The 26,480-nt window shown below is 72.2% G+C and carries 21 protein-coding genes; 6 read left to right on the top strand and 15 right to left on the bottom strand.

Annotation, left to right across the window (positions count from 1 at the left end; translation table 11 throughout):
• Window positions 1-80: 80 nt before the first annotated feature.
• Window positions 81-2,975, bottom strand: coding sequence for a vitamin B12-dependent ribonucleotide reductase (locus tag CNQ36_RS29075; protein WP_004924609.1), 2,895 nt, complete (start codon window positions 2,973-2,975; stop codon window positions 81-83).
• A gap of 165 nt (window positions 2,976-3,140) precedes the next feature.
• Window positions 3,141-3,707, bottom strand: a complete 567-nt coding sequence (gene nrdR / locus CNQ36_RS29070; RefSeq protein WP_121548150.1) for a transcriptional regulator NrdR — start codon at window positions 3,705-3,707, stop codon at window positions 3,141-3,143.
• A 530-nt stretch (window positions 3,708-4,237) separates the two neighbouring features.
• On the opposite strand from nrdR, the gene lexA reads away from it, so the two are divergent.
• On the top strand, window positions 4,238-5,017 hold the full coding sequence (gene lexA, locus CNQ36_RS29065) for a transcriptional repressor LexA (RefSeq protein WP_004924614.1): 780 nt from the start codon (window positions 4,238-4,240) through the stop codon (window positions 5,015-5,017).
• A gap of 578 nt (window positions 5,018-5,595) precedes the next feature.
• Here the strand turns inward: lexA and CNQ36_RS29060 are convergent.
• From CNQ36_RS29060 to CNQ36_RS29050, 3 genes are all read right to left on the bottom strand, one after another.
• Complete coding sequence (locus CNQ36_RS29060) at window positions 5,596-7,572, bottom strand: ATP-dependent DNA helicase (protein ID WP_121548149.1); 1,977 nt, start codon at window positions 7,570-7,572, stop codon at window positions 5,596-5,598.
• 64 nt (window positions 7,573-7,636) lie between these two features.
• Window positions 7,637-8,356, bottom strand: coding sequence for a GNAT family N-acetyltransferase (locus tag CNQ36_RS29055; protein ID WP_121548630.1), 720 nt, complete (start codon window positions 8,354-8,356; stop codon window positions 7,637-7,639).
• Window positions 8,251-10,098 carry an IucA/IucC family protein gene (locus CNQ36_RS29050; RefSeq protein ID WP_121548148.1) on the bottom strand — a complete coding sequence of 616 codons (1,848 nt, stop codon included), beginning with the start codon at window positions 10,096-10,098 and terminating at the stop codon, window positions 8,251-8,253. Before CNQ36_RS29050 ends, CNQ36_RS29055 begins: the two co-directional genes overlap by 106 nt.
• A gap of 356 nt (window positions 10,099-10,454) precedes the next feature.
• On the opposite strand from CNQ36_RS29050, the gene CNQ36_RS29045 reads away from it, so the two are divergent.
• Together CNQ36_RS29045 and CNQ36_RS29040 are read left to right on the top strand one after the other, a co-directional pair.
• Window positions 10,455-11,672 carry a trypsin-like serine peptidase gene (locus CNQ36_RS29045; protein ID WP_004924621.1) on the top strand — a complete coding sequence of 406 codons (1,218 nt, stop codon included), beginning with the start codon at window positions 10,455-10,457 and terminating at the stop codon, window positions 11,670-11,672.
• A gap of 118 nt (window positions 11,673-11,790) precedes the next feature.
• A complete protein-coding gene (locus tag CNQ36_RS29040; protein ID WP_121548147.1) occupies window positions 11,791-12,999 on the top strand; it encodes a trypsin-like serine peptidase in 1,209 nt (402 codons plus the stop codon).
• Window positions 13,000-13,059: 60 nt separating this feature from the next.
• On the opposite strand, the gene hflX is transcribed toward CNQ36_RS29040, so the two are convergent.
• The 5 genes from hflX to miaA form a co-directional block, all read right to left on the bottom strand.
• Window positions 13,060-14,553 (bottom strand): GTPase HflX, encoded by a 1,494-nt coding sequence (gene hflX / locus CNQ36_RS29035; protein WP_121548146.1) that lies wholly within the window; start codon window positions 14,551-14,553, stop codon window positions 13,060-13,062.
• Between the two features lie 246 nt (window positions 14,554-14,799).
• Window positions 14,800-16,959 carry a RelA/SpoT family protein gene (locus CNQ36_RS29030; protein ID WP_121548145.1) on the bottom strand — a complete coding sequence of 720 codons (2,160 nt, stop codon included), beginning with the start codon at window positions 16,957-16,959 and terminating at the stop codon, window positions 14,800-14,802.
• A gap of 298 nt (window positions 16,960-17,257) precedes the next feature.
• Window positions 17,258-18,127, bottom strand: coding sequence for a diaminopimelate epimerase (gene dapF, locus CNQ36_RS29025; RefSeq protein WP_004924630.1), 870 nt, complete (start codon window positions 18,125-18,127; stop codon window positions 17,258-17,260).
• 46 nt (window positions 18,128-18,173) lie between these two features.
• Complete coding sequence (locus CNQ36_RS29020) at window positions 18,174-18,677, bottom strand: hypothetical protein (RefSeq protein ID WP_121548144.1); 504 nt, start codon at window positions 18,675-18,677, stop codon at window positions 18,174-18,176.
• Between the two features lie 108 nt (window positions 18,678-18,785).
• Window positions 18,786-19,724 carry a tRNA (adenosine(37)-N6)-dimethylallyltransferase MiaA gene (gene miaA, locus CNQ36_RS29015; RefSeq protein WP_004924633.1) on the bottom strand — a complete coding sequence of 313 codons (939 nt, stop codon included), beginning with the start codon at window positions 19,722-19,724 and terminating at the stop codon, window positions 18,786-18,788.
• A gap of 182 nt (window positions 19,725-19,906) precedes the next feature.
• Here miaA and CNQ36_RS29010 point away from each other — a divergent pair, with 182 nt between their 5' ends.
• On the top strand, window positions 19,907-20,173 hold the full coding sequence (locus CNQ36_RS29010) for a hypothetical protein (RefSeq protein WP_004924635.1): 267 nt from the start codon (window positions 19,907-19,909) through the stop codon (window positions 20,171-20,173).
• 23 nt (window positions 20,174-20,196) lie between these two features.
• Window positions 20,197-20,469 carry an antitoxin gene (locus CNQ36_RS29005; protein ID WP_004924636.1) on the top strand — a complete coding sequence of 91 codons (273 nt, stop codon included), beginning with the start codon at window positions 20,197-20,199 and terminating at the stop codon, window positions 20,467-20,469.
• A 94-nt stretch (window positions 20,470-20,563) separates the two neighbouring features.
• Here CNQ36_RS29005 and CNQ36_RS29000 read toward each other — a convergent pair whose 3' ends face one another.
• From CNQ36_RS29000 to CNQ36_RS28985, 4 genes are all read right to left on the bottom strand, one after another.
• Window positions 20,564-21,280 (bottom strand): class III extradiol dioxygenase subunit B-like domain-containing protein, encoded by a 717-nt coding sequence (locus CNQ36_RS29000; RefSeq protein ID WP_121548143.1) that lies wholly within the window; start codon window positions 21,278-21,280, stop codon window positions 20,564-20,566.
• 56 nt (window positions 21,281-21,336) lie between these two features.
• Window positions 21,337-22,854 (bottom strand): tRNA (N6-isopentenyl adenosine(37)-C2)-methylthiotransferase MiaB, encoded by a 1,518-nt coding sequence (gene miaB / locus CNQ36_RS28995; RefSeq protein ID WP_121548142.1) that lies wholly within the window; start codon window positions 22,852-22,854, stop codon window positions 21,337-21,339.
• Between the two features lie 50 nt (window positions 22,855-22,904).
• Window positions 22,905-23,489 carry a DUF7010 family protein gene (locus tag CNQ36_RS28990; RefSeq protein WP_121548141.1) on the bottom strand — a complete coding sequence of 195 codons (585 nt, stop codon included), beginning with the start codon at window positions 23,487-23,489 and terminating at the stop codon, window positions 22,905-22,907.
• Window positions 23,490-23,566: 77 nt separating this feature from the next.
• The gene (locus CNQ36_RS28985) at window positions 23,567-23,974 is read right to left on the bottom strand and encodes a pyrophosphohydrolase domain-containing protein (protein ID WP_121548140.1); all 408 of its coding nucleotides are present in this window, start codon (window positions 23,972-23,974) and stop codon (window positions 23,567-23,569) included.
• A gap of 93 nt (window positions 23,975-24,067) precedes the next feature.
• Between CNQ36_RS28985 and CNQ36_RS28980 the strand changes: the two genes are divergently transcribed.
• Window positions 24,068-25,063 (top strand): TAXI family TRAP transporter solute-binding subunit, encoded by a 996-nt coding sequence (locus CNQ36_RS28980; protein WP_121548139.1) that lies wholly within the window; start codon window positions 24,068-24,070, stop codon window positions 25,061-25,063.
• Here CNQ36_RS28980 and CNQ36_RS28975 read toward each other — a convergent pair.
• Window positions 25,042-26,475 carry a sensor histidine kinase gene (locus CNQ36_RS28975; protein WP_121548138.1) on the bottom strand — a complete coding sequence of 478 codons (1,434 nt, stop codon included), beginning with the start codon at window positions 26,473-26,475 and terminating at the stop codon, window positions 25,042-25,044. The genes CNQ36_RS28980 and CNQ36_RS28975 overlap by 22 nt on opposite strands.
• Between the last annotated feature and the right edge of the window lie 5 nt (window positions 26,476-26,480).

The raw sequence follows: 26,480 nt of genomic DNA, 5'->3' as shown, positions 1-26,480 counted from the left end.
GAACGCCGAGGGCGGTGGCGCCGGGGGAACCGGCGCCACCGCCCTCGGTGGTTCTCATGTCCGGGCAGCGCCCGGACGGCTCAGCTGCAGCCGCTGGTGGAGCCGCAGCCCTCGCAGATGTAGCAGGAACCGGCCCGCTGCATCTTCGTGCCGCAGGAGAAGCACAGCGGGGCGTCGGCCTGGATGCCCAGCTGCATCTCGACCAGCTCGGCGCTGGTGTGGGCCTGCTTCGGGGCGGGCTCCGTCACCTCGGCCTCGGCCTTCGGGGCGGCGACCGCCTTCAGCTCCTGGGCGCGCGGCGCCGACTGGGCCAGGCCCTCGACGTCGAGCTCGTCGTCGGACGGCTCGTACGAACCGGTCTCCAGGTGACGCTGGCGCTCCTCGGCGGAGTGGATGCCGAGCGCGGACCGCGTCTCGAAGGGCAGGAAGTCCAGCGCCAGGCGGCGGAAGATGTAGTCGACGATCGACTGCGCCATCCGCACGTCCGGGTCGTCCGTCATGCCGGCCGGCTCGAAGCGCATGTTGGTGAACTTCGAGACGTACGTCTCCAGCGGCACGCCGTACTGGAGGCCGACGGAGACCGCGATGGAGAAGGCGTCCATCATCCCCGCGAGGGTCGAACCCTGCTTCGACATCTTCAGGAAGACCTCGCCGAGACCGTCGTCCGGGTAGGAGTTGGCGGTCATGTAGCCCTCGGCGCCGCCGACCGTGAAGGAGGTGGTGATGCCGGGACGGCCCTTGGGGAGGCGCTTGCGGACCGGGCGGTACTCGACCACCTTCTCGACCGCGGCGCGGATCGTCTCCTCGGCCTTCTCGGTGACCTCGGCCTTCTCCTTCTCCTTGGTCTTCGCGGAGAGCGGCTGGCCGACCTTGCAGTTGTCGCGGTAGATCGCGAGCGCCTTGACGCCGAGCTTCCAGGCCTCGAAGTAGATCTCCTCGACCTCCTCGACGGTCGCCGTCTCCGGCATGTTGACCGTCTTGGAGATGGCGCCGGAGATCCAGGGCTGGATCGCGGCCATCATGCGGACGTGGCCCATCGGGGAGATGGCGCGCTCGCCCATGGCGCAGTCGAACACCTCGTAGTGCTCCTGCTTGAGACCGGGGGCGTCGATCACATTGCCGTTGTCGGCGATGTGGGCGACGATCGCCTCGATCTGCTCCTCCTGGTAGCCCAGGCGGCGCAGGGCCTGCGGGACGGTGCCGTTGACGATCTGCATCGAGCCGCCGCCGACGAGCTTCTTGAACTTGACGAGTGCCAGGTCGGGCTCGACGCCGGTGGTGTCGCAGGACATCGCCAGACCGATGGTGCCGGTCGGGGCGAGCACGGACGCCTGGGCGTTGCGGAAGCCGTTCTTCTCGCCGACCCGGACCACGTCCTGCCAGGCCTCGGTGGCGGCGGCCCACACCGGGGTGTCCAGGTCGTCCATGCGCACGGCCGTGCCGTTGGCGTCGGCGTGCTGCCTCATGACGCGCTGGTGGGCGTCGGCGTTGCGGGCGTAGCCGTCGTACGGGCCGACGATCGCGGCGAGTTCGGCGGAGCGCCGGTACGCGGTGCCGGTCATCAGGGAGGTGATCGCGCCGGCGAGGGCGCGGCCGCCGTCGGAGTCGTACGCGTGGCCGGTGGCCATCAGCAGGGCGCCGAGGTTGGCGTAGCCGATGCCGAGCTGGCGGAAGGCGCGGGTGTTCTCGCCGATCTTCTGGGTCGGGAAGTCCGCGAAGCAGATCGAGATGTCCATCGCGGTGATGACCAGCTCGACGACCTTCTGGAAGCGCTCGGTCTCGAAGGACTGGTTGCCCAGGCCGTCGTCCTTGAGGAACTTCATCAGGTTCAGCGAGGCCAGGTTGCAGGACGTGTTGTCCAGGTGCATGTACTCGCTGCACGGGTTCGACGCGGTGATCCGGCCGGACTCGGGGCAGGTGTGCCAGTTGTTGATGACACCGTCGTACTGGATGCCCGGGTCGGCGCAGGCCCACGCGGCCTCGGCGAGCCGGCGGAAGAGCGCCTTGGCGTCGACCTCCTCGATGACCTCGCCGGTCATCCGGGCGCGCAGGCCGAACTTGCCGCCCTGCTCGACCGCCTGCATGAACTCGTCGTTCACGCGGACCGAGTTGTTGGCGTTCTGGTACTGGACGGACGCGATGTCGTCGCCGCCCAGGTCCATGTCGAAGCCCGCGTCGCGCAGGACGCGGATCTTCTCCTCTTCCTTGACCTTGGTCTCGATGAAGTCCTCGATGTCCGGGTGGTCCACGTCGAGGACGACCATCTTGGCGGCGCGGCGGGTGGCGCCACCGGACTTGATCGTGCCGGCGGAGGCGTCGGCTCCACGCATGAAGGAGACCGGTCCCGAGGCGTTGCCGCCGGAGGACAGCAGTTCCTTGGAGGAGCGGATCCGGGAGAGGTTCAGGCCGGCGCCGGAGCCGCCCTTGAAGATCATGCCCTCTTCCTTGTACCAGTCGAGGATCGACTCCATGGAGTCGTCGACGGACAGGATGAAGCAGGCGGAGACCTGCTGCGGCTGGGGCGTGCCCACGTTGAACCACACGGGGCTGTTGAAGCTGAAGATCTGGTGCAGGAGGGCGTACGCCAGCTCGTGCTCGAAGATCTCGGCGTCGGCGGGCGAGGCGAAGTACTTGTTCTCCTCGCCGGCCTTCCGGTACGTCTTCACGATGCGGTCGATGAGCTGCCTCAGGCTCACCTCGCGCTGCGGGGTGCCCACGGCGCCCCGGAAGTACTTGCTGGTGACGATGTTGACCGCGTTCACCGACCAGAAGTCGGGGAACTCGACGCCGCGCTGCTCGAAGTTGACCGAGCCGTCGCGCCAGTTGGTCATGACGACGTCACGGCGCTCCCAGGCCACCTCGTCGTACGGGTGGACTCCAGGGGTGGTGTGGATGCGCTCGACGCGAAGTCCCTTGCCGGCCTTGTTGCTCTTGGCTCGGGGACTCCGTGCCGGACCGCTCGCCGTCTCTGTCATGCCGCCTCCCTGTACGGGCGAAAACGCCCTGAAGTGCCCCGATTGTTCCCGTGGCACGGTGTTCTGTCTGGTGCTGCGGGTGCCCACTCGCCTGCCCGCAACAGGTCTTCTCATCGCCGCCGCCCGGCCGGTCCCCGCAGCTCGCCTCCGGGGCCGGCCCGCCGGTCAGCCGGCGGCGGGAGCGGGTTCGGGGACCTGGACAGGCCCTCCGGACCCGCTGTCGTCTTCCTGGCTCGCCGGGACGGCCTCTTCGCCGCCCTCGCCGTCCCCGTCGTCCGCGGCGGGCGGCTCCGCCCGCCGGAGCTCCACGATCGCGGCCTCGAAGTCCTCCAGCGAGTCGAACGCCCGGTAGACGGACGCGAACCGCAGATAGGCGACGAGGTCGAGCTCCTGAAGCGGGCCGAGAATCGCAAGCCCCACGTCATGGGTGGTCAGCTCGGCACTCCCGGTGGCCCGCACCGCCTCCTCGACACGCTGCCCGAGCTGGGCGAGGGCGTCCTCGGTGACGGGCCGTCCCTGGCACGCCTTGCGCACACCGTTGATGACCTTGGTGCGGCTGAAGGGCTCGGTGACCCCGGACCGCTTGACCACCATGAGCGAACACGTCTCCACGGTCGTGAAACGACGGGAGCAGTCCGGACACTGGCGGCGCCTGCGGATCGACGTGCCGTCGTCGGTCGTACGGCTGTCGACGACACGGCTGTCGGAGTGCCTGCAGAAGGGGCAGTGCATGAAGTCCCAACCCTCCTCACAGCAGTCTCAATAGCCCCACGAGGCCTCTTGGGCCTCACGAAGCAGCACCAGCATAGGCGATCGTGGAGGGCTCGGAGACCCGGGGGACCACAACTTCTGGGCTGCTGCCGCAATCCAACCACTAGATGTGGGGATTGGCTCATACATTCATGCCGCGCACGCGTGTCGCGCGCGGCAGGCCGGGTACGTGGCGGCCGACGGCCGCGCGTCGGGGAGACGGCGTGCCGGAGGCGGGGAGGCGGCGTGCGATTCCCGAAGAGAGCGGGGGCCGCTTCCCACCTCGCGGGGCACCCGATGGCAGACTGAGGTCCGCAGCCCCGGGGTCGTCGCCCAGGCGGTGAAGAGTACAACAATCGGCCCGTTTGTCCGGCGGGAGGCGGGGCGGCAAATACACCTCGATGAGAGATCGCGTAAGGCAATTCGCGTTTTTTCACTCGAACGTGTGTTTGGCGCAACCTTTCGAAAGCAATTACCGTTGTGCTGCAGGGAGACCATCGAGAGGGGCCGACGTGACCACCACCGCAGACAGTGCCGCCATCACTGCCCAGGATCGCCACCAGGGCCGACTCGAGCCGGCGCATGCGATGAACGAAGCCACGAATCCCGAGGGGCACAAGCGCTCCCTGCCGGGCCGACCTCCCGGCATCCGGGCGGACAGCTCCGGACTCACCGACCGCCAGCGCCGGGTGATCGAGGTCATCAGGGACTCGGTCCAGCGGCGCGGCTACCCGCCGTCGATGCGTGAGATCGGCCAGGCGGTCGGCCTCTCCAGCACCTCCTCGGTGGCGCACCAGCTGATGGCGCTGGAGCGCAAGGGCTTCCTGCGCCGCGACCCGCACCGCCCGCGGGCGTACGAGGTGCGCGGCTCCGACCAGGCCGCCTCCGTGCAGCCCACGGACACCGCCGGCAAGCCGGCCGCGTCCTACGTGCCGCTGGTCGGCCGTATCGCCGCCGGTGGCCCGATCCTCGCCGAGGAGTCCGTCGAGGACGTCTTCCCGCTCCCCCGGCAGCTCGTCGGTGACGGTGAGCTGTTCGTCCTGAAGGTCGTCGGCGACTCCATGATCGAGGCGGCGATCTGTGACGGCGACTGGGTCACGGTCCGCCGTCAGCCGGTCGCCGAGAACGGCGACATCGTGGCGGCGATGCTCGACGGCGAGGCGACGGTCAAGCGCTTCAAGCGCGAGGACGGCCATGTCTGGCTGCTCCCGCACAACGCGGCCTACGAGCCGATCCCGGGCGACGACGCGACCATTCTGGGCAAGGTGGTTGCCGTTCTGCGCCGCGTCTGAGCACGGTGCGGGGCTGGCCACGCCGCCCACCCCGCCCCCTGACCGGGCCCCGGAACCCCTGCGCCGGTTCCGGGGCCCTGTGCTGCCCCGAGCACCTCACGCCGCTCCGACCACCGCGGCCCCGGCCCGGGACCAGCTCCGTAGGCGAGGCCCGGCCGACCCACCCGGCGCGGGCATTCCGGCCCGCCAGGCCGGCCCACTCCCGGCATCCCCGGTCACGCGGGCCACCTCGGCCGACCTGTCCCACGTCCCGCAGACACGCCGTGCCGAGGACTCCCCCGGATTCACCGGGTGCCGGGCCGACACGGACCACCGGCGCACCCTGCAGCGGACTTCGCGCGATCAACGGGCATCCCGGCCCCCGCCGGGCACACAGAACGCCCGGACACGGACCGACAGGCCCCCGAGTCCGCCGGATCACCGGACAGCCGGACCTCACGCACACGCGAACGCATGGACAGTCGGCTCATCCATGCGGACCGGCGACACGCCGAGGGGTGGGGCTGTGGGACTCGGCCGTCCGGCCTACGGGGCCGCCGGCCGCGGCACCTGCCGGGGGCGGGCGACGCCCCCGGTGGTCACTTCGCTTCCGCCTGCTTCGCCGTCGCGTCGATCGCGGCCAGCGACTTCCTGACCTGGTTGCGGTCAGTGGTGTACCAGAAGTCGGGCAGCGAAGCCTTCAGATAGCTGCCGTAGCGTGCCGTCGCCAGTCGCTGGTCCAGTACGGCCACCACGCCCCGGTCGCCCGAGGCGCGCACCAGACGGCCCGCGCCCTGCGCCATGAGCAGCGCCGCATGGGTGGCGGCGACCGCCATGAAGCCGTTGCCGCCCGCCTCCTCGACGGCCTTCTGGCGGGCGCTCATCAAGGGGTCGTCGGGACGCGGGAAGGGAATCTTGTCCATGACCACCAGCTGACAGCTCGGACCCGGTACGTCCACCCCCTGCCAGAGCGACAGCGTGCCGAACAGGCAGGTCTTCGGGTCGGCCGCGAAGTTCTTGATCAGTTCGCCGAGCGTCTCCTCACCCTGGAGGAGGATCGGGAACTCCGGAATGCGGGAGCGCAGCTCCTCCGCGGCGAGCTGGGCGGCCCGCATCGAGGAGAACAGGCCCAGGGTGCGGCCTCCCGCCGCCTGGATCAGTTCGGTGAGCTCGTCCAGCATGTCCCCGCGGTCACCGTCACGCGCGGGACGCGCCAGATGCTTCGCGACGTACAGGATCCCCTGCCTGGGGTAGTCGAACGGCGAGCCGACGTCGACGCCCTTCCACTGCGGGAGGTCCTCGCCCTCGACGCCCTCGGGACCGAGCCCCAGGGACGCCCCCACGCCGTTGAAGTCGCCGCCCAGCTTCAGCGTCGCGGACGTCAGGACGACGGAGCGGTCGGTGAAGAGCTTCTCCCGCAGCAGACCCGAGACGGACATGGGCGCGACACGCAGGGAGGCGCCGAAGCGGTCGTGCCGCTCGTACCAGACGACGTCCCACTCGGAGCCGTGCGTGATCCGCTCCGCCACGTCGTGCACGCTCTCCACGGAGGCCAGCGCCTGTTTGCGGACCGCGTCCTCGTCCTGCACGGACTTGTCGCGGGTGCTGCCGATCGCGGAGATGACGTTCCTGCACGCGTCGCGCAGCGCCATGAGCGCGTATCCGAGGTCCTCCGGGATCTCCTCCAGCCGGCCGGGGAGGGCCAGCTCCATCAGCCGCTCGAAGCCCTCGGCGGCCGTCTGGAGCTGGTCCGCGAACTTCTCGTCGACCAGTTTCGCGGCCCGCCGGACCGCGCGGTTGACCTGCCCGGGGGTGAGCTCCCCGGTGGCGACCCCGGTGACCCGGGAGACCAGCTCATGGGCCTCGTCGACGATCAGCACCTCGTGCTGCGGAAGCACCGGCGCGCCCTCGATGGCGTCGATGGCGAGCAGGGCGTGGTTGGTGACGACCACCTCGGCCAGCTTGGCGCGCTCGCGGGCCGCCTCGGCGAAGCACTCGGCGCCGTATGCGCACTTGGTGGCGCCCAGGCACTCCCGCGAGGACACCGACACCTGGGACCACGCCCGGTCGGAGACGCCCGGTGTGAGGTCGTCCCGGTCGCCGGTCTCCGTCTCGTCGGACCAGTCGCGCAGCCGCAGCAGGTCCTGGCCGAGCTTGCTGGTGGGCGCGGCCGCCTCGAACTGGTCGAAGAGGCCCTCCTCCTCGTCCTGCGGCATGCCCTCGTGGAGCCGGTGCAGACACAGGTAGTTGGAGCGGCCCTTGAGCATCGCGAACTCCGGGCGGCGGCGCAGCTGCGGATGCAGGGCATCGACCGTGCGCGGAAGGTCCCGCTCCACGAGCTGGCGCTGCAGTGCCAGGGTGGCCGTCGCCACGACCACCCGCTCCCCGTGCGCCAGCGCGGGCACCAGGTAGCCCAGCGACTTTCCGGTGCCGGTGCCGGCCTGCACCAGGAGATGGGCTCCGTCGTCGATCGCCTCGGCGACGGCTTCGGCCATGGAGACCTGGCCGGGACGCTCCGTGCCGCCGACGGCGGCGACGGCGGCGTGCAGGAGTTCGGGGAGTGAGGGCTTCGTCATAGCGCGACCACCCTACGACCCGGCACTGACATTCGTGCGATCCCGGCGGGGACGGGCGGTGTGATCAAGACTCGGGCTCCTCGGCGGAGGTGAGGGGTACGGGGACGGCGTGCCGGAGCCGATGCCGCGGGGAACGGTCCCGGACCATGAGGGCGGCCCGCTTCGTGGGCAGATCGATCTCCGCCGAGAAGCGGAAGCCGGCCGTGAGGAACGCGGCGACGGACGGAACGTTGCGCAGGTCGGGTTCCGCGATGACGCGAGGTGACCGGGGGCTTCGGTCCAGGGCGAGGTCGGCGACGGCTGCGAGCAGGATGCCGCCGAGGCCCCTGCCCCGGTCGCGGGAGGCGCCGATGAGGACGTGGAGCCCGGTGTCGTGGGGCCGGGCCGGGTAGTGGCGGGCCAGGGGGTCGAGGTCCGCGCGGTAGATCTCCCAGTAGCTCATCGGCGTACCGTCCAGGACGCCGAGGCACGGAACGCTGTGTCCGTCGCCGGTGAGCTGGGCCCGCAGGTGGCCCGCGGTCACGTCCGGCGGTCCGGACAGCTCCCAGAACGCGGCGACGGCGGGGTCGTTCATCCACCCCGCGAGCAGCGGCAGGTCGCGTTCGAGGCGGACGGGGACGAGCCGGAACAGTCCGGCGGGTGTGCCGGCCGGGCCCCAGTCGCGGACGCGGTCGGGCGTCATGGGTGCAGCGGGTTGGCGAGGGTGACGTAGACGGACTGGGTGGCGACCGGGCCGACGAGTTCGTCGAGGCCGTGCAGCCGGGTCAGCAGGTTGGCCTTGCAGCGCAGGACGGGTGCGTCGAGGAGACGGGCGGGCAGGGTGCTGCGGGTCCTTGCCGGGCCGGTGGAGATTCCGGCGAGGAACCGGCGGAAGGCGGCGAGCAGCAGCCGTTCGTCGGCGAGGCGCTGGGAGCCCAGGGCACCGATGAGACCGAAGACGTTGTTGATGCCCAGGTAGTAGGTGAAGCGTTCGTCGGTGACCTCGTCGGGGACGAAGGTGTCGCTGCGTTCGCCGATGCCGGGCAGCAGGGCGTCGAGTCCGGCGCGCCGGGAGTCGCGGAAGTAGTAGCCCTGGTTGTCCCGGTAGCGGGCGCCCGCGGGCCAGCCGTCGGGGTCCAGCAGGAGCAGGGTGTTCTGCTGGTGCGCCTCCAGGGCGATGCCGGCCTCGCCGTCCAGCCACAGCACGGGCCGCACCACGTGCTCGAGGTAGCGCAGGAACCACTCCGCGGCGACCGCCCCGGACGGCCGGCCCGTCCGGGCGGCGAGGCCGGTGAGGATCCCGGCCAGCCGGGACGCCGTGCGGCTGCCGGGGCGGGGGTGCGGCGCGAGGAGCCCGGCGACGCAGGTCGCGTCCTCGTGCGGCCGGAAGGGGTTGTGCCGGATCACCACGTCTAGTCCGGGCACGGGGTCACCGGCCGGTCCGTCCACGCCGAGCCAGGCCGGGTCGCGGACGATGTCGAAGCCGGGGTGCGCGGCCCGCCACCGCTGGGACAGTCCCGTGCGCAGCAGACGGTGGACCTCGACGCCCCGGTGGAGTTCCTTGCGGAGGTTCTCCCGGCGGGAGTTGGTGATGCGCAGGCCCAGCGACAGCTTGAGCATGGCGGGGGCGCCGGACCGGTGGACGGTACGGACGGAGGAGGTGGGGTGCCAGGGGTCGCCGTGGCCGCCGAGGTCGCGGAGCAGCCCGGCGTCGAGCAGCGCGGCGGCCTCGGGGCGGTGGCGGATCTGGCGCAGTTGCCAGGGGTGCACGGGCAGGGCCGCGTGGCCGTCGGGCAGCGGCAGGCCGGGGCCGGCGAGCCGGGCGGTGAGGCCGGGCGCGGTGACCGGGCGTCCGTGCTCGGTCCAGGCGGAGTCGGTGGCGAGCAGGGCGGGGGCGACGGCCATCCAGTGCAGGGAGAAGGAGCCGCGTGACTCGGGTGAGTAGCGCAGCGCCTCGGCGTCGGAGAGGCCGTCGCGGCTCTTCGGGTCGGGGTGCAGGGGGTGGCCGAGGACGAGTGCCTGTTCCGCGGCGAGGAAGAGGTCCGGGTGGTCCTCCGTACGCAGCCGCCGTTCGGTGACGAAGGCGGTGACGCGCCGCACGGAGTCGGCGACCCGCGAGACCAGGTCGGTGACGTCACCGGCCGGCGGAAGCGCTGGTCCCGCCGGGCGGGCGTGCTCCCTGCCGAGGAGGGCGGCCAGCAGCACGGCGTCGACGTACGGGGCGGGGTCCGGGGCGTCCGCCAGGTAGGGCAGGCCGAAGCGGTGCAGGCCGGTCGGGGACCAGTACAGGACGGGGACGAGCAGGGCCGTGCCGCTGGCCGGGAGGGGGAGGCACAGGATGTCGCCCTCCGGGGCGCGTACGCCGGTTTCGCGCACCCAGCAGCGCAGCAGGTTCTCGGCGGCGGCCGCCTGGGCCGCCCTGCGCGGGTCGGGATGCTCCAGGGGGCACGCTCCGGTGCCCCTGATCCAGTCGGTGTCGGGCGGTTTCCGGTCCTGGCGCGGCAGCAGGGGGCCCGTGCGGTCGGCCGGTGTGGGGGTGGTGTGCAAGGCGGGTCCTCGTGGGTGGCGCGTAGCGGGGTCGGCCCGTCCGGGTGGGAGGGGGGAGTCGTCTCAACCAACCCCGGACCACTCGCCGGGTTACGGGTTGTCCGGGCGCACTTGGCCGCCCGGGCGTCCGCGACGCGTGCGCCGTCCGGCAGCAAACCGGCGCAACTGCGGACGAACATCCAGGTCAGGCGGCTTGTAGCCGAACCGTTGCCGTTCCGTCGGACGTCCCCCACAGCGAGCGCATAGTGTGTGGTGCCGTTCCCGAAGGCCGTGGGACCGCCCCGAACTCCGCCTGCGCGCGGGCCGGATCACGGCCGAGAACCATCAAGTTCGTCCACTCCAGGGGGAGTCAGATCATGCGATCCATACGGCCGTCGTCCACCGCTCGACGAGGGGGGAGCGCGCGCCGTACCTCCCCCGTGCTGGCCGCCGTCGCACTCGCCTCGGCGCTCGCCCTCACCGCCACCGCCTGTGAGTCGGGGGACACGGACGCGAGCGCCGAGACCTCGGCGACCGCCGCGGCCGACGACGGCAAGCTCAAGATCCCGGACGACATCAAGGACCGGCTCAAGGAGCACGGGATCGATCTCGACAAGTGGAGGGACGGCGCCTGGAAGGACTGGAGCAAGGACGACTGGCTGCGCGAGGCCAACGACTTCGTCAACCCGATCATCGAGGACCTGTGGGACCCGGACCGCATGCGGGACGCCGAGGAGCCGGACCAGGGTGTCGACGAGGGCGACATCTCCGGTGACCAGGGCGTGACCGACCCCACTCCGGAGCCGGTGCAGGCGGCGGCGATCTCGCCGTCGTACCACGCCAACGCCCCGACGGCGGGCAAGGTGTTCTTCGACTCCCCCGAGGGCACGATGGTCTGCTCGGCCACCGTGGTGCAGGACCCGGCCAACCCGGGCAAGTCCAACATGGTGTGGACGGCGGGCCACTGTGTGCACGCGGGCAAGAAGGGCGGCTGGTACCGCAACATCGCGTTCGTGCCCTCGTACAACGACTCGGGCAAGTCGGCGCAGGAGCTCGAGGGCGCGACGAAGGAGGAGGTCGCTCCGTACGGCGTCTGGTGGGGCGACTGGGCGCAGACCTCCGACCAGTGGATCGAGCAGGGCGGCGCCACGGGCGGTGACGGCGCCTCGTACGACTTCGCCGTCATCCATGTGACGCCGGAGAAGGGCGGCGACGGCAAGTCGCTGGAGGAGAAGGTCGGTTCGGCTCTGCCGGTGGACTTCAACGCGCCCGCGGTGGCGAAGGTGAAGGAGCTCACGGCGATCGGCTACCCGGCCGCCCCGCCGTACGAGGGCCAGACGCTGTACCGCTGCCAGGACAGGCCCGGGCGGCTGTCGCTCAGCGCGTCCGACCCGACGATGTACCGCATCGGGTGCAGCATGACGGCCGGTTCCTCCGGTGGCGGCTGGGTCGCGACGGGCTCGGACGGGAAGCCGGCGCTGGTGTCCAACACCTCCATCGGCCCGGTGACGTCGGGCTGGCTGGCCGGTCCGCGTCTGGGTGACGAGGCCAAGGGCGTGTACGACTCGGTCAGCGAGAAGTTCGCCGGGCAGTGACCGGCGTGCCCGGTCCCGTGTGCCGCCGCGCGCACGGGACCGGGCGGGGCGGCAGCGCCCCGGGCGGGACATGACGCGCGGCACGACATTCATTCGTTTCCACGGGGGTCATCGCACCATGGGTTCCACACGTATGTCCGCGCCGTCCGGGCGTGGCCGTCGCACCGTCCTCGCCGCCACCGGGCTGGTCGCCGCCCTGGCGCTCACCGCGACCGCGTGCGGCGGTTCCGAGGAGGACGAGGCGAAGGGCAAGCCCGACGCCACCGCCTCCCGGACCGCGGACAGCGGCGGCGGCAGGGTGACGGTCCCGTCCGACATCGCGGACAGGCTCAAGGAGCACGGGATCGACGTCGACAAGTGGAAGGACGGCGGCTGGGAGAACTGGGACAGGGACAAGTGGCTGAGTGAGGCCGAGGACTTCGTCAACCCGGTGATCGAGGGGCTGTGGAAGCCCGACCGGATGAAGTCCGCGAAGGAGGCCGACAAGACGGTCTCGACGAAGGACGCGTCGGCGGCGGAGGGCGTCAGCGACCCGGAGCCGGCCCAGGTCCGGGCGGTGGGCGAGAAGACGCCGTACCACGAGAACGCGGCGCCGGTCGGCAAGGTGTTCTTCGACTCCCCGGAGGGCCCCGCCGTCTGCTCCGGCACGGTCATCAAGGACGTGAACCACCCGGGCAAGTCCAACCTGGTCTGGACGGCGGGGCACTGTGTGCACGCCGGGAGCGACGGCGGCTGGTTCCGGAACCTGGTCTTCGTCCCGGCCTACAACGACCTCGGCAAGTCCGAGGCGGAGCTGAGCAACGCGAACGCCGCCGAGATCGCCCCCTACGGCAACTGGTGGGCGGACTGGGCCTCGACCTCCAACGGCTGGATCCAGGGCGGTTCGCCGAGCGGCGGCGACGGCGCGGCGTACGACTACGCCGTGCTGCACGTGAAGCCGGAGCAGGGCGCCAAGTCCCTGGAGGAGACGGTCGGCAACGCGCTCGACGTGGACTTCTCCGCGCCGTCCGCGGCGGAGGCCGGCCGGATGGGCGCCTGGGGCTACCCCGCGGCGCCGCCCTACAACGGGCTGCAGATGTTCAAGTGCCTCGACGCCCCGGGCCGGTTCTCGCTCAGTCCGAGCCTGCCGACGATGTACCGCATCGGCTGCTCGATGACCGGCGGCTCGTCCGGCGGCGGCTGGTTCCGGGTGCGGGACGGCAAGACGGTGCTGGTCTCCAACACCTCGATCGGCCCGCTGGACAACACCTGGCTCGCCGGCCCGCAGCTCGGCGCGGACGCCGAGGCGCTGTACCAGAACATGAGCAAGACCTACGGCGGTCAGTGAGCCGCACCATGCCGAAGGCCCGCCCCCGCACACCGCGGGGGCGGGCCTTCGGCCGTGCGGTCAGCCAGCCGGGGCCGGCACGTACGGCGTGAGTTCCGCCGCCAGCTCCTCGTGCACCCGCACCTTGAGCAGGGTGCCCTCCGCGGTGTGCTCCTCGGAGATCACCTCGCCCTCGTCGTGGGCGCGCGCGACCAGCTTGCCGTGGGTGTACGGCACGAGTGCCTCGATCTCCACGGATGGTCGGGGCAGCTCGGCGTCGATGAGCGCGAGCAGCTCCGCCATGCCCCGGCCGGTGCGGGCCGAGACGGCGATGGAGCGCTTCTCCACCCGCAGCAGCCGCTGCAGCGTCAGCGGGTCGGCGGCGTCGGCCTTGTTGATCACGACGATCTCGGGTACGCCGGTGGCGCCGACGTCCCTGATCACCTCGCGCACGGCGGCCAGCTGCTCCTCCGGGACCGGGTGCGAACCGTCCACCACGTGCAGGATCAGGTCGGCGTCGCCGACCTCCTCCATCGTGGAGCGGAACGCCTCGACCAGGTGGTGCGGCAGGTGCCGGACGAAGCCGACCGTGTCGGCCAGCGTGTACAGCCGGCCACTCGGGGTCTCGGCCCGGCGTACGGTCGGGTCGAGGGTGGCGAACAGGGCGTTCTCGACCAGGACGCCCGCGCCGGTGAGGCGGTTGAGCAGGGAGGACTTGCCGGCGTTGGTGTAGCCCGCGATGGCCACGGACGGCACCTTGTGACGCCGGCGCTCCTGTCGCTTGATCTCGCGGCCGGTCTTCATCTCCGCGATCTCCCGGCGCATCTTCGCCATCTTCTCGCGGATCCGGCGCCGGTCCGTCTCGATCTTGGTCTCACCGGGGCCACGGGTGGCGAGTCCGCCGCCCTTGCCGCCGCCCATCTGCCGGGACAGCGACTGACCCCAGCCGCGCAGCCGCGGCAGCATGTACTGCATCTGCGCGAGCGCGACCTGCGCCTTGCCCTCCCGGGACTTGGCGTGCTGGGCGAAGATGTCGAGAATCAGGGCCGTACGGTCGATGACCTTGACCTTGACGACGTCCTCGAGGTGGATCAGCTGGCCGGGGCTGAGCTCACCGTCGCAGATGACGGTGTCCGCGCCCGTGTCGAGCACGACGTCCCGCAGCTCCTCGGCCTTGCCGGAGCCGATGTAGGTGGCGGCGTCGGGCTTGTCGCGGCGCTGGATCACGCCGTCGAGGACGAGGGCGCCGGCCGTCTCCGCGAGGGCGGCGAGCTCGGCCAGGGAGTTCTCCGCGTCCTGCACGGTGCCCGAGGTCCACACTCCGACGAGCACGACCCGCTCCAGGCGGAGCTGCCGGTACTCGACCTCGGTGACGTCCTCGAGCTCGGTGGAGAGACCCGCGACGCGGCGCAGGGCCGCACGCTCGGAGCGGTCGAACTGGTCGCCGTCCCGCTCTCCGTCGATGTCGAGACTCCAGGCGACGTCCTCTTCCATCAGGGCATCGGCCCGGAGACCCTCGGGGTAGGTGTGCGCGAAGCGCTTGGTGTCCTGGGAAGGGGAAGAAGAGGAGGTCATTGGGTCCTTACGTCGTCGGTGACCTGAGTGTCGACGGAGCCGGTCCGTGGGACCCTCCGTCACTGTGCACAACGTCCGGGCGCTCCGGGAGATTCCCGGGGCCCGTGGTGCGCGGACCTGACGATGGTCGCACGGTACGGCTCGTCTCGTCACCGTGTTATTCCCTGCCGGCGCCCGGTCGACGCGCGTGAGCGAGCGCCCGCGGGGCGGGGCGGCCGGACCGGTCCGGCTTTCCGCCCGCGCCTGTCAGACGCCCGGCGCCTGCCGCTGCGCCCGGCTGACGTCGTACACGCCGGCCACGTCGCGCATCGCGCGCATCAGCGCGGGCAGGTGGGCGGCGTCCGGCAGCTGCACGGTGTAGGTGTGCCGCACCTGCTGCCGCTCCGGAGGCTCGACGGTCGCGGAGACGATCTCGGCGCCCTCGAGGGCCATGGCCTCGGTGAGGTCGGCGAGCAGATGCGGGCGGACGAACGACTCCGCGACGAGCGTGACCCGGCACTCGGCGCCCTCGCCCCAGCGCACGCCGACCTCGGCGCGCCCGGCGCCCTTCATCCGCGCCACCACGGCGCACCCGACCCGGTGCACGGTGACCGCTCCCCCGCGCACGGGGAAGCCGGTCACCTCGTCGGGCGGTACGGGCGTACAGCAGCCGGCGAGCCGTACGGTCGCGCCGGCCCGGTCGGCCAGGACCTGGGCGGCGCCGGGACGGCCGGGCGCCGGAGCGTCGGGGGTCGGCGAGGGGGCGGGATCCTGGGCGGGCGGCCGGGCTGCCGTGTCCGGTGCGGTGGCCCCGTCCGGCGCGGGGTGGGCGGCCAGCCACCGCTGGATGGCGATCCGGGCCGCGGGGGTGTGGGCGTGCTCCAGCCACTCCCGGGAGGGCTCGGAGGCCGCGTCCTGCCCCATGAGCAGCTGGACGGTGTCGCCGTCCTTGAGGACGGTGCTGAGCGTCGCCAGACGGCCGTTGACCCGGGCCCCGATGCAGGCGTGCGCGTCCTCGCCGTACTGCGCGTAGGCGGCGTCCACGCAGGTCGCCCCCTCGGGCAGGCCCAGCGTCCCCCCGTCGGGGCGGAAGACGGTGATCTCGCGGTCCTGGGCGAGGTCCTCGCGCAGGGTGGACCAGAAGGTGTCGGGGTCGGGCGCGGCCCGCTGCCAGTCGAGCAGCCGGGAGAGCCAGCCGGGCCGGGTGGGGTCGACGCGTTCGCCGTCGCTCGCGGACTGCTGCTCTTCCGGCGGGACGGCGTAGGGGTTGCCGAGGGCGACGACGCCGGCCTCGGCGACCTTGTGCATCTGGTGGGTGCGGATGAGGACCTCGACGACCTGGCCGTCCCCGCCGGCCACGGCGGTGTGCAGCGACTGGTACAGGTTGAACTTCGGTACGGCGATGAAGTCCTTGAACTCCGAGACCACGGGCGTCATGCAGGTGTGCAGCTCGCCCAGGACGCCGTAGCAGTCGGCGTCCTCGTTCACCAGGACCAGCAGACGGCCGAAGTCGGCGCCGCGCAGCGGCCCGCGCTTCCGGGACACACGGTGCACGGAGACGAAGTGGCGCGGGCGGATGAGGACTTCGGCAGGGATGTCGGCCTCGCGGAGCACCTTGCGCGCCTCGTCGGCCACCTCGGCGAGCGGGTCGTCCGCGCGTGCGGCGTTGCGGACGATCAACTCCCGTGTGTGCGTGTACTCGTCGGGGTGGAGGATGGCGAAGACCAGGTCCTCCAGTTCCGTCTTGAGAGCCTGGACGCCGAGCCGTTCGGCGAGCGGGATCAGGACGTCACGTGTCACCTTGGCGATGCGTTCCTGTTTCTCGGGACGCATCACGCCGAGGGTGCGCATGTTGTGCAGCCGGTCGGCGAGTTTGATCGACATCACGCGGACGTCGTTGCCGGTGGCGACGAGCATCTTGCGGAAGGTCTCGGGTTCGGCGGCGGCGCCGTAGTCGACCTTCTCCAACTTGGTGACGCCGTCGACGAGATAGCGGACCTCCTCGCCGAACTCCTCCCCCACCTGCTCCAGCGTCACATCCGTGTCCTCCACGGTGTCGTGAAGCAGGGACGCCGTCAACGTGGTCGTCTCGGCGCCGAGTTCGGCGAGGATCAGGGTCACGGCGAGCGGGTGGGTGATGTACGGCTCACCGCTCTTGCGCATCTGCCCCCGGTGGGAGGACTCCGCCAACACATAGGCGCGGCGCAGGATTTCGAGATCGGCGTCTGGATGGTGCGCGCGATGGGCGTCGACCACGTGACCGATGGCGTCGGGCAGCCGGTCGCGGGCGGTGGTGCCGAGCAGCGCGGCGCGGCCCAGTCTGCGCAGGTCGAGCCGGGGGCGGGCCTTCCTGCGCGGTCCCGTGGATGTGACGTGCTCAGAAGTCACAGAGCCTGGGCTCGCAGGATTCACGGCCTCCGCGTTCATGGGCACCTCCGGCTGCGTGGACCGGCGGACGGCGCGCCCCAGGGCGGACTCGGGCTCGGGAGGCGGCGTTCGTTCCCGTCCGGGCCGGTGCTTGATGCTACCGACACGGACCACGCCGGACGGACCGCCTCCGGCCGAGCGTGAAACGGATCACCCCATTGAGGGAAGGCCGGCGAGAGGTCCGTTTCACGCCATCGGACCGGCGGTCCGCCGTGCTCTTGAAGACGAACACCCTGCCGGTGCCTGCGGATGGCACCCCCGGGCGGGCCGGAGGCTGCGTTCCCGAGCCATCGCCCGGTCAGCGGAGGGCGCTCTCCAGCCATTCCGCCTCGATCTCGCCCTCGGCGACGATCACCGCGGGTCCGGTCATCTCGATCTCGCCGTCGGGCCGTTCGGTGATCACCAGGGTGCCGCCGGGCAGGTCCACGGTGTACGTCGCCGGGGTCCCGGTGACGCGCGGGTCGATTCCGTCGCGGCGGGCGGCGGCCACGGCGACCGCGCAGGCGCCGGTGCCGCAGGAGCGGGTCTCGCCGGACCCGCGCTCGTGCACGCGCAGCGCCACGTGCCGCGGCCCGCGGTCGACGACGAACTCCACGTTCACGCCGTCCGGGTAGGCGGTGGCCGGGCTGAACGGCGGGGGGCCGAGCAGGTCGCCCGCGTGGGCGAGGTCGTCCACGAAGGCCACGGCGTGCGGGTTGCCCATGTTCACGTTCCGGGCGGGCCAGCTGCGCCCTCCGACGCTCACCGTGACGTCGCCCTCGGGGAGCAGCGCGCCGCCCATGCCGACGGTGATGTCGCCCTCCTTCGCGATGTGCACGGTCTTCACTCCCCCGCGCGTGGCGACGGCGAGGTCCCCTTCGGCCACATGCCCGGCGCGCTGGAGGTAGCGCGCGAACACCCGCACTCCGTTGCCGCACATCTCCGCGATCGAGCCGTCGCCGTTGCGGTAGTCCATGAACCACTCGGCGTCGGCCGCCATGTGCCGGGCCTCGGGGTGTGCCGCGGACCGCACCACGTGCAGCAGCCCGTCGCCGCCGATGCCCGCGCGGCGGTCGCACAGGGCGGCGACGGCGGCCGGGGGGAGGTCGATGGCGTTCTCGGGGTCGGGGACGATCACGAAGTCGTTCTCCGTGCCGTGTCCCTTGAGGAAGGCGATCCGCGTGCTCATTCCTCGATCGTACGAGAACACGCCGCCCGGGCGCCGGGCGGAGCCGTCAGCGGAGCCGGGCGACGCGCCAGACCGCCAGGGCCACCACCGCGGCGACCATCACGGCGTAGCCGGTCACCACCCGCCAGTCGGGTCTGCGTCCGGAGCCCCGGGCCGGCAGGCCGGGGAGGGTGGAGCCGACCCTGCGGGCGGCCATCATGCCCCAGCCGGCCGCGCAGGAGCAGATCAGCAGTCCCAGCATGGCGATCACGGCGCCGCTGTCGCCGAAGTCGAAGGCGAGCGGGAAGGCGAACATCAGGGAGCCGACCGCGGCCAGTCCCACGATGGGCGCGAGCTGCCAGATGCGCAGTCGGCGCTGCGGGCGCAGTTCGACCTCGACCTCGTCGCCGCCCGCGAACATCTCGTCCGGCTCGGGACCGTCGTCGGTCACCCCGCCCTGCGTCTCGTCCGGTCCGTCCGGGCTGAGACGGTCGTTCTCCTGCTCCGCCGCACCCCGCTCGGTGGTGAGGTGTTCGGTGCCGTGTCCGGTGTCGCGAGGGCCGGCCTCCATCGCCACGCGCCCTCCCAACTAGGACTCACTCCGGTCGATCGAAGCTCGATGATGGCACGGCGTCACAGGGCCGGATGACGGCCTGGGCGTCCCGATGCCATGACGTGATCAGGCTGTAACCGGTCGTTCGACCAACGACAACGCGAGCTGCGGAAGTTCCGTCAGGTCCGCCGCGGCCCCACTCAACCAGTGCACCCGGGGATCGCGCCTGAACCATGAATCCTGACGGCGCGCGAAGCGCTTGGTGGCACGAACGGTCTCGGACCGCGCCTCCTCGAGGGTGCGCTCCCCGGCGAGAGCCGCCAGCACCTGCTGGTAGCCGAGCGCGCGCGACGCCGTACGCCCCTCGCGCAACCCCTGCGCCTCCAGTGCGCGCACTTCTTCCACGAGACCGGCGTCCCACATCCGGTCGACCCGGCGGGCGATGCGCTCGTCCAGCTCGGGGCGGGCCACGTCGACGCCGATCTGGAGCGTGTCGTAGACCGAGTCGTGGCCGGGGAGACTTGCCGTGAAAGGCCTTCCGGTGATCTCGATGACCTCGAGCGCGCGGACGATGCGGCGGCCGTTGCTCGGCAGGATCGCCTGTGCCGCCCCGGGGTCCGCGACCGCGAGGCGTGCGTGCAGCGCCCCCGGACCGCGCAGCGTGAGCTCCTCCTCCAGGCGGGCCCTGACCTCCGGGTCGGTGCCCGGGAACTCCAGGTTGTCGACGGCGCCGCGGACGTAGAGGCCGGAACCGCCGACCAGGACGGGCCAGCGGCCCTCGGCGAGCAATGCGTCGATCCGCTCCCGGGCCAGCCGCTGGTACTCGGCGACGGACGCGGTGACGGTGACGTCCCAGACGTCCAGAAGGTGGTGCGGGACGCCGCCGCGCTCGGCGGGCGTCAGCTTGGCGGTGCCGATGTCCATCCCCCGGTAGAGCTGCATGGAGTCGGCGTTGACGACTTCACCGCCGAGCCGCTGGGCCAGAAACACGCCCAGATCGGACTTTCCGGCCGCAGTGGGGCCGACTACGGCGATGACGCGGGGGGCGAGGGGTGCGCTGCTCACTGATCCAGTCTCGCAAACCTCCCGGCCCGCCCCCGAACGGGTTACGTGACGCGGCAGTCGCCGGGTCGTTGCCCGTTGCGGGGTTCCAGCCGTCGGACTGCGCGGGTGGAGGCCCGGGTCACACGAACGGACACACCGGGCAACGCGGGATTTCGCCCGCACGAGTAACGTATGGAGTTGATATGGGCGTTTTTGCACGGCTTTTCCGGAGGTCGAAGGCGACGGAGGAGACGCGGACCGCCGAGGCACGGGCCGGTGAGGCGGCGGCCGGGCCCGCCGAGGAGGCGGCCGGGGCGGCGCGGCCGGAGGGCACGGACGAGGCGCCGGAGGGCGCCGGGCCGGCCGGGAAGGAGTCCGGTGAGGTCACCGTCACGGACACCCTCGAGATCCCGAAGCAGCAGTCCGCAGAGTCCGCCGGCAGCGAGACCGGTGAGGGCGCCCGCACGTAGACGGCCTCGAGGGAAGGTGCATCATGGGTCTCCTGGACAATCTGAAGGCCAAGATCGGCCCGGCCAAGGGCAAGGTCTCCCACCTCGCGCAGCAGCACGAGGAGAAGATCCAGCACGGGCTGGACAAGGCCGCACGGACCGTCGACCAGCGGACCAAGGGCAAGTACAGCGACCGGATCCAGTCGGGTACGGGCAAGGCCAAGGGTGCCGTGGACCGGCTCGCGCACAAGCAGGACCCCGGTCAGGAGACGGGTGGCACGACCACCCCGCCGGCCGGGCCTCCGCCCGCCTCCTGAGCCGTACGGCGGGACGCGACGGGGCAGCACGGACGGACGGCCGTGGAGCGCACGAGGGCTCGCGGCCGTCCGCCCTTTCCGGGGCGGTACGCGCCTACGACCAGCCGGCCACGAGGTAGCCGACCCCGTACGGGGCGTCCTCGTGCAGCAGCGCGCCTCTCAGGTCCGCGTTGCCGGCAGCCGCGCCGGCGAGCACCTGCCAGGGCGCCCGGCCGGACACCTTCAGTTCGCGCGCCAGTCCGGTGTCCAGGGCGCGCAGGGCTCCGGTGTCGGCGGCGCCGAGGGCACGCGCCAGTTCCGCGTCGAAGGGGGCCGCGCGCTCGTCCAGGTAGCCCGGCGCCTTGAGCGAGCGGCACGCGCTGGCGTCGCCCATCACCAGCAGCGCGACCCGTTCCGCCCGGCCCGCGAGGGCCTCCCCCGCTTCGGCGCAGCGCTCGGCGGCGAGGTCCTCCCCCACCGCCAGTCCCTCGACGGGGGCGTCCGCCCATCCGGCGCGGCCCAGCAGCCAGGCGCCCACGGCGAGCCCGTAGGGGAGTTCCCGCCCGGCCGGTGTGCCGCGGTCGGATCCGAGGCGTACGTCCAGGTCGACGCCGAAGCCCCGGAAGGATCCCGGGGTGCCCTCCGGGTAGACCTCTGGCCCTGCGTCGTCCCCCGGTCCGACGACCACGAGCAGGTCCGGCCGGGCGGCGGCGAGCACGCCCAGCGCGTCACCGCAGGCGGCGCGTGCGGCGTCCAGCTCGGGAGCGGCGCCCGCGGCGACCTCGGGCACGAGCAGCGGCGGGCAGGGGCAGACGGCGGCGGCGACAAGCATGATCGGCAGCCTACGTGGGACGGGCCGCGACGGCGGCCCGTCCCCCGGCGTCCCGGTCAGTCGACGGCGCAGCCTCCGGTGACCGCGGGCAGCGGCTCGGGCACGCCCAGCTTGGGCAGGCCGAGCATGACGCCCTTCGGCCCGGCGGCCCGGGCGGTGTTCCGCTTCTCCCAGGCGTCGCCCGCGCGGGTGCGGCGCACGTCCAGCACGGCGCCCTCCGCGAGGAGGTGGTGCGGGGCTGCGTAGGTGATCTCGACGGTGACCACGTCCCCGGGACGCACCTCCTGCTCCGGCTTGGTGAAGTGCACCAGACGGCTGTCGGGGGCGCGGCCGGAGAGGCGGTGGGTGGCGTCGTCCTTGCGGCCTTCGCCCTCGGCGACCATCAGCTCCAGGGTGCGGCCGACCTGCTTCTTGTTCTCCTCCCAGGAGATCGCCTCCTGGAGCTCGACGAGCCGCTCGTAGCGCTCCTGGACGACCTTCTTGGGGATCTGGTCGTCCATCTCGGCGGCCGGGGTGCCGGGACGCTTGGAGTACTGGAAGGTGAACGCCTGTGCGAAGCGGGCCTCGCGCACCACGTGCAGGGTCTGCTCGAAGTCCTCCTCGGTCTCGCCGGGGAAGCCCACGATGATGTCGGTGCTGATCGCGGCGTGCGGGATGGCGGCGCGCACCTTCTCGATGATCCCGAGGTAGCGCTCCTGCCGGTAGGAGCGGCGCATCGCCTTCAGGACCGGGTCCGAGCCGGACTGCAGGGGCATGTGGAGCTGCGGCATCACGTTCGGCGTCTCGGCCATGGCGGCGATGACGTCGTCGGTGAAGTCGCGCGGGTGCGGCGAGGTGAAGCGGACGCGCTCCAGGCCGTCGATCTTCCCGCAGGCCCGCAGCAGCTTGCTGAACGCCTCCCGGTCGCCGATGTCGGAGCCGTACGCGTTGACGTTCTGGCCGAGCAGGGTGATCTCGGAGACTCCCTCGGCGACCAGGGCCTCGATCTCGGCGAGGATGTCGCCGGTGCGGCGGTCCTTCTCCTTGCCGCGCAGCGCCGGGACGATGCAGAAGGTGCAGGTGTTGTTGCAGCCGACGGAGATCGACACCCAGGCCGCGTAGGCGCTCTCGCGCCGGGTCGGCAGCGTGGAGGGGAAGGCCTCCAGCGACTCGGCGATCTCGACCTGCGCCTCCTCCTGCACCCGGGCGCGCTCCAGGAGGACGGGCAGCTTGCCGATGTTGTGCGTGCCGAAGACGACGTCCACCCAGGGCGCCCGCTTCACGATGGTGTCGCGGTCCTTCTGCGCGAGGCAGCCGCCGACCGCGATCTGCATGCCGGGCCGGCTCGCCTTCTTCGGGGCGAGGTGGCCGAGGTTGCCGTACAGCTTGTTGTCGGCGTTCTCCCGCACGGCGCAGGTGTTGAAGACGACGACGTCCGCGTCGCCGTCGGAGCCCTCGGGGGCGCGCACATAGCCCGCGTCCTCCAGCAGCCCGGACAATCGCTCGGAGTCGTGGACGTTCATCTGGCACCCGTAGGTGCGTACTTCATAGGTGCGCGTGCCGCCCACTGACTGGCTCCGGTCGATGCTGCTCATGTCCCCAAGAGTAGGCGGTGCCGCGGACACCCCTGGGCCGCGGCGGTCCGTCAGCCCCGCAGGGCCAGGTGGTAGGCGGCGGCCCAGAGCACCGCCGCGCACCCGAGGCCCACGACGATCCGCACGCTCCCGGCCGTCAGACCGGCCCCGGCCAGCACGAGGCCGACGACCGCCACGGCGGTCAGCAGGGCGGCCGTCCACCGGTACTGCCACTGGTCGTAGAGGCGGGCGAGCGGGAAGAAGTGCAGCCCCACGACGAGCGCGACGCCGGCCGGGACGAGTTCGGGACGGCCGGAGCCGTTGGCCGCGGCGATCACGGCGACGATGGCCGCCACCTCGACGCCGTTGACGATCCCGACGCCGCGCGCCCAGTTCTCCGGCAGGCGCACCGAGCGGGGCGACGGCGCCGCCCCCGCACGGTGTCCCAGGTAGACCGCGGCCGCGGTGACCAGGACGGCCGCCACCTCGATGGACAGCGGCACGGCGTCCGTCGCCGCGCCCGTGCCGGAGGCCCCCGCGAAGGCCCAGAGCAGGGCGAACACGGACAGGACGAGAGTTCCTCTGCGCCGCAACTGCCGGGTGAGCGTGAGACATTCGGCGTCCCCGGAGGAGGGGACCGGCTGGGTGGGCGTCATGGGCGGAGAGTACAGCGATCATGCGTGCCACAGGCCCGGAAATACGATGATGCGCGGCACGCCGTGGGTGGGTCCGCTCAGGCGTCCCCGCCCGGCGCCCATCCCTGCCGGCGCAGCACCGCCGAGACGTCCGGGGCCTCGTAGTGGTCGCCCTTGAGCACCTTGCCGTCGGCCCGCCGGCTGATCCGCCCGTCGGGACCGACCTTGGTCATGTTGGACCGGTGGATCTCGGCGATCACCGCGTCGAGGTCGATGCCGTGGACCAGCGCCGTGCCGTACGCGACGTAGACGACGTCGGCCAGTTCGTGCGCGAGCCGGTCGAGCGGCCCCGTCACCGACACCTCGGCGACCTCGCCGGCCTCCTCGGCGAGCAGCTCACCGCGGTGGGCGGCGAGTTCCGGGGAGACCTCGGACGGTGTGTCCCGGGCGTCCAGCCCGAAGGTGCGGTGGAAGTCACGGACCAGTTCGGCGGGCGAAGAACTCATGCCCGCGACTGTAGCGGCCGGCCGGGGCGCCCACCCCCGCCGCTGTGAGCTCCGCCCTGGTCAGCGGCGACTCGGGCTGGCAGGATCGCGCGCATGCCCCACACGCTGTCCCGGATCGGCAGGCGACGGGCCCTGCGGGGCGCGGCCGCCGCCTTCGTGGCGCTCGGGGTGCTGCTGTGGTGGCTGGCGCCCTGGAGCGAGGAGCCGCCCGGCGGGACGATCACCCTGAGCACGGGCACCCGCGCGGGCGTCTACCAGAAGTACGGCGAGCTGCTGCGCTCCTCGCTCGACAAGTACATGCCCGACCTCGAGGTGCGGCTGAAGACCAGTGACGGCTCGCAGGAGAACGTGCGGCGCGTGGCGACCGGACAGGCCGACTTCGCGATCGCCGCGGCCGACGCCGTGCAGACGTACAAGCTGGAGGGCCGGCCGGGCGCGGACCGGCTGCGCGGGGTGGCGCGTCTGTACGACGACTACGTCCAGCTCGCCGTCGCGCCCGACTCCGGCATCCGCACCGTGGACGACCTGCGGGGCAAGCGGGTCGCCATAGGGCCGCCCAAGTCGGGCGTCCGGCTCATCGCCAACCGGGTGCTGAAGGCGGCCGGCATCGACCCGGAGACCGACATCAGCCCGTCCGCCGACGGCATCGACACCGGGCCGGGGCGGCTCGGGCACGGTCTGGACGCCTTCTTCTGGTCGGGCGGACTGCCCACGGACGGCCTCAAGAAGTTCACCGAGCAGTCCGCGCTGCGGTTCGTGCCGATCGAGGCGGACCTCGTCGCGGAGCTGCACAGGGAGGGCGGCGCCACGCGCTACTACCGCGCCACCAACATGCCGGAGTCGGCCTACCCGGGCAGCCAGCTCGGTGCGACCGTGCCGACGATGGCGGTGTCCAACCTGCTGATCACCCGCGCGGACGCGGATCCCCGGCTCACCGAGTGGCTGACCCGCATCGTGCTCAGGAGCAGGGACGGCATCGGCGCGCATGTGCACTCCGCCCAGCTGGTCGACGTGCGCACGGCGATCTACACCGACCCGCTCAGGCTGCACGAGGGCGCCCGCCGGTACTACCGGTCCGACAAGCCCTGATCCGTCGCCCCGCCCGCGGGGGCGTTCCTCGGCACCGTCACGGTGACCCGCAGTCCGTGCGGCTCGTGGCTCGCGTACGCGATCGACCCGCCGCCCGCCGCGAGCAGCGCCCGAGTGATGGACAGGCCCAGGCCCGAGCCCTTGATGTTCTGGTGCCGTCCGCTGCGCCAGAAGCGGTCGCCGACGCGGGCCAGCTCCTCCTCGGTCAGCCCCGGCCCGTTGTCGGTGACGACGACGGTGACCGTGTCTCCGTTGGAGGCGACGGCGACCTCGACGGCCTCGCCCCCGGGCGTGAACTTCACCGCGTTGTCGATGACCGCGTCCAGGGCGCTGGACAGCGCCACCGGGTCGGCCCACGCCGTGGTGGGCGGGCAGGTGCCGGTCAGCCGGACTTCCTTGGCCTCGGCGGTGGGCGCCCACGCCGCGACGCGCTCGGCGGCCAGGGCGCCGATGTCGGCGATCTGGAGGCTGGCCTCGCTGTGCTCGGCGAGCGCCAGGTCGAGCAGATCGTCCAGGACCTGTGCCAGGCGCTTGCCCTCGGCCTGCACGGAGGCGATCTCCTGGTTGCCCTCGGGCAGCTCCAGGGCGAGCAGCTCGATGCGCAGCAGCAGCGCGGAGAGCGGGTTGCGCAGCTGGTGGGAGGCGTCGGCGACGAACGCGCGCTGCTGCTCCAGCACGCTCTCGACGTTGTCCGCCATCTCGTTGAACGACCGGGCGAGCCGCCTGAGCTCCGGCGGCCCGCCGGCCGCCGCGACCCTGGACTTCAGCCGCCCGGTGGCGATGTCGTGCGTGGTGGCGTCCAGGATCCGTACGGGCCTCAGCACCCAGCCGGTCAGCCGCAGCGCGGCGCCGACGGCCAGCAGCATCGCCGCCACCTCGCCCGCCCCGATGACCAGCCAGCCCTGGAGGATGCGGGAGCGCATCTGTCCGGTGGGCGAGTCGGTGACCACCACCGCGACCACGTCTCCGTCCCGGATCACCGGCGAGGCCACCACGAGGCTGCGCCGCTGCCAGGGCCACACCTGCTCGGGGTCGTGGCTGCGGCGGCTGAGCAGCGCCTCCTCGAAGGCGTCGCGCACCTCCCCGGAGCGGGGCAGGAACCAGTCGCCCGGCGCGTGCGCCATCGGCGAGTCGTTGCGGTAGAAGACGCCCGCGCGGATGCCGTACACCGTGTGGTAGCTGCTCAGCTCGCTGCTGAGGGTCTCGCGGCGCTCGTTGATGTCGCCGGCGACCGGATCGGTGGGCTCGGTGACGAACTGGGCGAGGGCCGCGAAGCGCGCCGTGTCGTCGATCCGGTCGACGACGACCCGCTGCTGCTGCGCCCCGGCCAGGCTGACGGCCAGCGGGACGCCGAGGGCGAGCAGTACGGCCGCCATCAGGACGATGAGCAGCGGCAGCAGACGTGTGTGCACCCGGC

It is taken from the genome of Streptomyces fungicidicus (genome assembly GCF_003665435.1).
In the GTDB taxonomy this organism is placed as follows: domain Bacteria; phylum Actinomycetota; class Actinomycetes; order Streptomycetales; family Streptomycetaceae; genus Streptomyces; species Streptomyces fungicidicus.
Note: the sequence above shows the minus strand (reverse complement) of the source record. Positions and strands in the feature narration are given on the sequence as shown.

Coding starts and splice junctions, on each gene's coding strand:
- CNQ36_RS29075 (WP_004924609.1), bottom strand. CDS start 2,975: ATGACAGAGACGGCGAGCGGTCCGGCACGGAGTCCCCGAGCCAAGAGC.
- nrdR (WP_121548150.1), bottom strand. CDS start 3,707: ATGCACTGCCCCTTCTGCAGGCACTCCGACAGCCGTGTCGTCGACAGC.
- CNQ36_RS29060 (WP_121548149.1), bottom strand. CDS start 7,572: ATGACGAAGCCCTCACTCCCCGAACTCCTGCACGCCGCCGTCGCCGCC.
- CNQ36_RS29045 (WP_004924621.1), top strand. CDS start 10,455: ATGCGATCCATACGGCCGTCGTCCACCGCTCGACGAGGGGGGAGCGCG.
- CNQ36_RS29040 (WP_121548147.1), top strand. CDS start 11,791: ATGGGTTCCACACGTATGTCCGCGCCGTCCGGGCGTGGCCGTCGCACC.
- hflX (WP_121548146.1), bottom strand. CDS start 14,553: ATGACCTCCTCTTCTTCCCCTTCCCAGGACACCAAGCGCTTCGCGCAC.
- CNQ36_RS29030 (WP_121548145.1), bottom strand. CDS start 16,959: ATGAACGCGGAGGCCGTGAATCCTGCGAGCCCAGGCTCTGTGACTTCT.
- dapF (WP_004924630.1), bottom strand. CDS start 18,127: ATGAGCACGCGGATCGCCTTCCTCAAGGGACACGGCACGGAGAACGAC.
- CNQ36_RS29020 (WP_121548144.1), bottom strand. CDS start 18,677: ATGGAGGCCGGCCCTCGCGACACCGGACACGGCACCGAACACCTCACC.
- CNQ36_RS29010 (WP_004924635.1), top strand. CDS start 19,907: ATGGGCGTTTTTGCACGGCTTTTCCGGAGGTCGAAGGCGACGGAGGAG.
- CNQ36_RS29005 (WP_004924636.1), top strand. CDS start 20,197: ATGGGTCTCCTGGACAATCTGAAGGCCAAGATCGGCCCGGCCAAGGGC.
- CNQ36_RS29000 (WP_121548143.1), bottom strand. CDS start 21,280: ATGCTTGTCGCCGCCGCCGTCTGCCCCTGCCCGCCGCTGCTCGTGCCC.
- miaB (WP_121548142.1), bottom strand. CDS start 22,854: ATGAGCAGCATCGACCGGAGCCAGTCAGTGGGCGGCACGCGCACCTAT.
- CNQ36_RS28990 (WP_121548141.1), bottom strand. CDS start 23,489: ATGACGCCCACCCAGCCGGTCCCCTCCTCCGGGGACGCCGAATGTCTC.
- CNQ36_RS28985 (WP_121548140.1), bottom strand. CDS start 23,974: ATGAGTTCTTCGCCCGCCGAACTGGTCCGTGACTTCCACCGCACCTTC.
- CNQ36_RS28980 (WP_121548139.1), top strand. CDS start 24,068: ATGCCCCACACGCTGTCCCGGATCGGCAGGCGACGGGCCCTGCGGGGC.